Genomic DNA, 6,099 nt, shown 5'->3' on the forward strand with positions numbered 1-6,099 from the left:
TATCTTGGCTAAACTATTTATTTAAAAGAGATGTAATCACTGCAATTGCTTCTTTAGTACCACCACATTCTAAAAAACTATCATTCAGTTTTCGTATACCATGTTTATACTTTTCATTTGAAAGAACGTCTGTTACCGCTTCATTTAAAGTTTGCACATTAACATTCTCTTTCAATAACCGATGTGCTGCTTCAAGTTCAGTTAATCTTTGCGCTATCATTGGCTGGTCTTTATCGTGTGGAATTATAACAAATGGGACATTAAAATAAATGGCATCGTGTACGCTATTCATACCACCATGTGTAATGAAAACATCTGCTTCACTTAATATTTCTGATTGGGGTACGTATGAAGCAATTATAAAATTGTCTGGCGCTTTCTTAATTTTTGAACAATCATTTCTATCACCAATTGCCATTACAACTATTCCATCAAAATCCGAGAAAGTATCAATGCAAGTATTAAAGAATGGTTCGAGTCCTTCAAGCAGTGTCCCCATTGAAATATAAATAACTTTCTTATCTTTAAGTAATTCAAATGGAAACTGTACATTTGTTTTACGCTTTGAAATACTCGGTCCAATAAAAATGTTATTTCTTCCAAATAAATCGCTATTAGGTTGAAAATAGCGACTTGTGTACACAAGAGTAATATCTCCCTTGTTATGCATAAATTGAAGATTATTTTTAGGTGTTACTCCAAATTCATGTTCCATTTGATATAGTAACTGTTCAGAAATTTTATCAGGTTGGAATGGTATTTCTGCATTTGGATGAAAAGGTAATGTTTCCAAAAAATTTGGAGGAATTAAAAATATAGGAGAAGAAACTATGCCTGGAATTTGTAAATACTCCTTTACTAACTCTCCAGCGCCAAATATATCATAAATTACGAAATCAAAATGTATGTTTTCACATAATTGTTTCGTAATTTCTAATATATATAAAGAAGTTTGAACATGTACACGAAAGAAAGAATTCAGCCCATCTGGAGTTTCAGAATCAATAGAAATCTCCTTTAATAAATCTGGATGTGTATATACAGTAGCTCCCAAATCTTCAATTCTGCCTTTAAATTGTTCTGTCGTAATATAATGTACGTGATCACCTCGTTCAGTATAGGCTTTGACTAAACTTAATGTAGGATTTACATGTCCCTCTGCTGGAAAATTAACCACTAAAATATTTAGCACTTATTTCTCACTCCTTACATTTCAATTCGCTTATTAAGCATACTGTAATTATTACCGTCAATCTTCACCTAATAGTCCTAATATGCTTGCTACTTTAGGTTGATAAATAATTGTTAGTGATTAAATTAAAAAAGGCATCTACATAAGTAGATGCCAAACCGTGATAAGGAGTGTTCTGTGAGGTTAGAATAAGCTTTTCAGCTTGTCCTATGCTATCAATATATGATTTATTTTATAAAATGTGAATAATTGATAGAATGATTTTACCTCCCTATCACCCATTTTGAACCTATTTCTAAATAAGTCGACTCTAGTTTCTGTACTATTTCATATGTTTTAACCTTCTTGAGAGCTATCTATTTTTATAGTTTCTCCAGTCAATCTCTTATTTTTCAGTTCAAAATAAGCATCTAAAACTTCTTTTCCAATATCAGAGTTAATACCAGATTTATCATTAATAACCCACGGCACAACTACAGAGAATGCTACTTCAGGATTATCATACGGCGCATATCCTGCTAACGTTAAATTATAACATTCTCTTCGCTCACCTTTTTCATTTCTTCCAATATCACGTTCTCCACCGTATACTGTCTGTGCTGTCCCTGTTTTACCTGCTGGCTTATAAGATGCTTTTTGGAACGCCCTTACTCCTGTTCCATCACCTTCTTGGAATACCTTTCTAAATCCTTCTTTTACTTGATTTATATATTCCTCTTTCATATCTATCTTATTTAAAACGATTGGTTCTACTGCATGTACCACTTTACCAATTTCATCTTTTTGCGACGTTTGCTCTCTTACCTCTTGAACAATTTGTGGCTTCATTCGATATCCACCGTTTGCGATTGTTGAAATATACTGTACAAGTTGAAGTGGCGTATAGGTGTCATACTGGCCAATTGAGTAGTCTAGTAAGAAACCAGGTTGATTATCTTTTTTACCAATTTGTCCAGCTGTTTCATTTGGTAAATCAATACCCGTTGGAACACCTAATCCAAATTGCCTGAAATAATACCTCATTTTATCAAAGTACTCCTGTTTAATATTTAATGAACTATTTTTCACATAATCTACACCTGCAATTTTTAATGCTGTATGAAACATATAAACGTTTGAAGAGACTTGTAACGCTCTTAAATCATCAATATTTCCAAACTCTTTCCAAGACTTTTTTTCCTTTGTTCCTTTAAACTTCATAGGTGCATCATAAAAATAAGTACCTGGTGTTATAGCTTTCGTTTCAAATCCAGTTAAAACTGTCGCACCTTTCACTGTTGATCCAAGCTCATAAGAACTAGTCATTGTGCCTAATGCATAGTCTTCAACTTCTGTTTTTCCGTCTTTTTCTACAAGTCTTTTCCCGGCCATGGATAATACTTGTCCGTTTTTCGGATTCATCATCACAACGAAAGCACGGTCCAACATGGATTCTGACCCTTTATATGTCTTTAATATTTTTTCAATACTTTCTTCTACTTTCTTCTGTAATTCCATATCTATTGTTAAAGTTAAATTCTTACCGCTCTTTCCCTCAGAAACGATTTCCGTTCTAATTGTATTACCTTGTTTATCTGCAACGCTTCTTACTTCTTTTTTTGTACCATGAAGTACATCTTCGTATTGCTGCTCAATATAACTTTTTCCAACCCTATCATTTCGGCTATAATCACGTACCAAGTAGTAATCTAATCGTTCACTTGGTAATCCTTCATCGGAATTAGAAACATTTCCAAGAACAGATCGGAATAATCCATCATTTACATACACTCTCTCCCAATCAACCGATACGTCTACACCTGGGAGATTCGCTAAACCTTCACTAATTATAGTAAATTCCTTTTCACTAACATCTTTTTTAATAATTTGAGGAGCCATTTGATAACCAGAAGTCATCTTACTTTTAATAGCTAACACTTTTATATCTTTCTCTGTTAATTCCTGAAGATTTTTATCTGTAACCCGTTTTCTTTTTAACTCTTCTATTTTTTTATCTAGCTTCTTGCCGCTAATATCCTTTTCTCTAAATGTATCTATTTCTTTTTTCGATACTAGATTTTCAGCCAGTTTCGGATTTAATTGCATCCAAAAATCTTTCTTATCTGTCTCAGTTAACTTAGCTATATCTTCTTGCGGCATTTCAATTATGTCTGCAAGTTGTCTTGCAGTTTTTAATATATCTTCTGATTTTACACCTTTCATCTTTGTATATGTAATTGTACGTAAAGATTTATTATCAACTACTGGATTGCCTTCTCTATCAAATATTTTTCCGCGTGGGACAGATAGGCTCACAGTTGCATTTTCTCTCTTTTCTACTTCATTTTTATAAGTCTCTCCATCGAAAATTTGCACTTTACCTAACTGTATAATCATTGCAGAAAATAATAAAAATACACAAAGAAATAAAATATTTAACCGCGTCGGTATTGCTCTACCACTTTTTTTCTCATGCTTTTTCACCTTGTCATAATCTCCTCCTTACCGAATTCCTACTAATAATTGAATCTATATATTAAAAGTAATGCACATTTTCTATACAGTACTTTGCACAAATATTAATATACTGATAAAAACTTAATAGAAATTAAAACAAAGGTTAAGAAAAGGTAAAGTTTACTAAATTAAATATAAAAATCCCCAATAACCAAAAGTTAAGCTTTTGGTTATTGGGGATTTAGTAATTTAAGAGTTAATAATTGGACGTATTGATTCGAATCTATCATCATAATTTGATAGAGATTTTTCGCTCTGAGCTTTCGGCAAGTAAATCGTTACTGTTGTCCCGACTCCAACTTCACTCATAATACTTATATTTCCTTGATGACTTTCAATGATTTTATAACTTAACATTAATCCGATACCGGTACCTTTTTCTTTCGTACTATAAAAAGGCTCACCTAATCTCTTAATTCTATCTTCAGGTATCCCTATTCCTTCATCAATTACATGAATAATGACACCTTCATCGTTTATCTCTTTAATATGAATTGTAATTTTCCCGCCATCTGGCATAGCTTCGATTGAATTTTGCAAAATATTAATAAACACTTGTTTCAATTGATTTTCTGAGCATTCAATGCTTATGTCTTTGTTGTCTGCATATAGTTCCACTTGAATATTCGTCATAATTGCTTTTGTATTCATTAACGATACGACATTATTATAAATTTGATAAATATTTCTTTGTTCTGTATTTATCTCATCTGTTTTAGCAATTGATAAAAACTCTTGAAGAATCGCTTCTATTCTTTCAATTTCAGAAAGCATTAAATCAAAATATTTTTCTTGATCTTCTTTATTAATTTGAAATAACTGTATAAACCCTTTAATGACAGTTAATGGGTTCCTCACTTCATGAGCCACACCAGCTGCTAATTGACCAATTGCTGCAAGTGTATCTGATTTATTTAGCAATTCTTCTGTCTTTTTCCGTTCTGTAATATCGCGTACAATGATCATAATTTTATCATGTAATAATGGTAAGCATCTAGCTTCAAAGAAATCGACACTCCCATTAATTGTAAGTGGATATTCAACAATTACATTCGTCCCTTTTTCCTTCACTTGATGAATTGCTTCCTGAAACTGCTGTGCTACTGGAGATGGTAATACTTCGAAAAACTTTTTTCCCATAAAAGCTTGTGCCGGTACGTAAAATTTCGAAGGGGATCCTGCTTTATAATCTATAATTGTGCCATCATCTTCTGTTAAGAAACATAAATCTGGTAAAGCCTTAAAAATTAATTCCAATTCAGACGTTTGTTGTTTTAACTGGTCTTCTATCGCTTTTAAATGTGTAATATCTACTCCGACAGCCCAGTAGCTATATCCTGTTACAGGAAACTGTTCTGATATATTGGACCACATGATTGTTTTGATTTCACCATTTTTACATGTTAAGTGCATTTCCCAATCCCTGAAATTTTTTCCACAAGTTAAAAATTTCGTTTGTATTTGGTGACGATAATTATGATCTGGGTACAATAATTGTAGGGCATTTGGATTTCCTATTATTTCTTCAGCTGTATAACCTGTTACAATTTCACACTCCCGATTCCACAAAACAAAATCTCCATTATAATCAAGCGCATCAACCATAACAGGCATGTTTTGTAAAATCGTATGCAGTTCCTCCTCTTTTCGAGAAAGCAACGTTGTATTTTTACTTTGAAATACCTTTGTTGCTCCATCTATAATTAGATTTGAAAGCATTTCAAAGTATTTTTGACAATTGAAAATGTCACTTTTGTTTGACCATACTACAAAAGATCCTAAATGTTGATTGTATAAAAAAATGGGGATTTCAATTTTGGGAAGTTTACATATTTTCATCTCATTTATTCCAAAAGAAAATATACATTCTTTTTCAGCATCAAGAAGTTGATGTGATATGTTGGTTAATTTATAAAACTGTTCTGCCATGGTTTCTATTGTACTCACATCAATAAGTTCCATTAGCCGCGCATTCATTCCTTTTTCACCTCAATATGTAAAATTAATACAAATTCAAAATTTATACTTCTCCATTATACGTAGAATGTGCCTTTAGGTATATAGCTGCAGAATAATTATTCGAATAAATTTTATTTTTCAATTAAAATAGAGAAGAATTTGCGTATAAAATGAATCCTTAATCAGTACGTATTTTGTTCATCACATATTAATTCTGAATGTACGACCAACCTAAAACGGGTACTCATGCAGAAACCGGATTTTAATATCAGAGTCATACACATCGATTTTAGTAGTATAAAAACACAAAAAATATAAAGTTCATAAAATTTTCACAATTAATATGAAAAATATAAACATTTATTCCAATATATTCTATATAATAAAAAGTAATAAGGCTTCTATGAATCTCATAGAATACCTTACCCCTAATAAAAAGAAAAAAAGAATCC

At 31.7% G+C, this 6,099-nt stretch carries 3 protein-coding genes; all 3 read right to left on the reverse strand.

Annotation, left to right across the window (positions count from 1 at the left end):
- Nucleotides 1-13 precede the first annotated feature (13 nt).
- On the reverse strand, nucleotides 14-1,192 hold the full coding sequence (locus tag DT250_RS26990) for a macrolide family glycosyltransferase (RefSeq protein ID WP_098133342.1): 1,179 nt from the start codon (nucleotides 1,190-1,192) through the stop codon (nucleotides 14-16).
- Between the two features lie 336 nt (nucleotides 1,193-1,528).
- A complete protein-coding gene (locus tag DT250_RS26995; RefSeq protein ID WP_088063594.1) occupies nucleotides 1,529-3,655 on the reverse strand; it encodes a peptidoglycan D,D-transpeptidase FtsI family protein in 2,127 nt (708 codons plus the stop codon).
- 222 nt (nucleotides 3,656-3,877) lie between these two features.
- Complete coding sequence (locus DT250_RS27000; RefSeq protein ID WP_098133340.1) at nucleotides 3,878-5,665, reverse strand: PAS domain-containing sensor histidine kinase; 1,788 nt, start codon at nucleotides 5,663-5,665, stop codon at nucleotides 3,878-3,880.
- Between the last annotated feature and the right edge of the window lie 434 nt (nucleotides 5,666-6,099).

This window comes from Bacillus sp. AR2-1, assembly GCF_008368755.1.
Lineage (GTDB): Bacteria > Bacillota > Bacilli > Bacillales > Bacillaceae_G > Bacillus_A > Bacillus_A wiedmannii.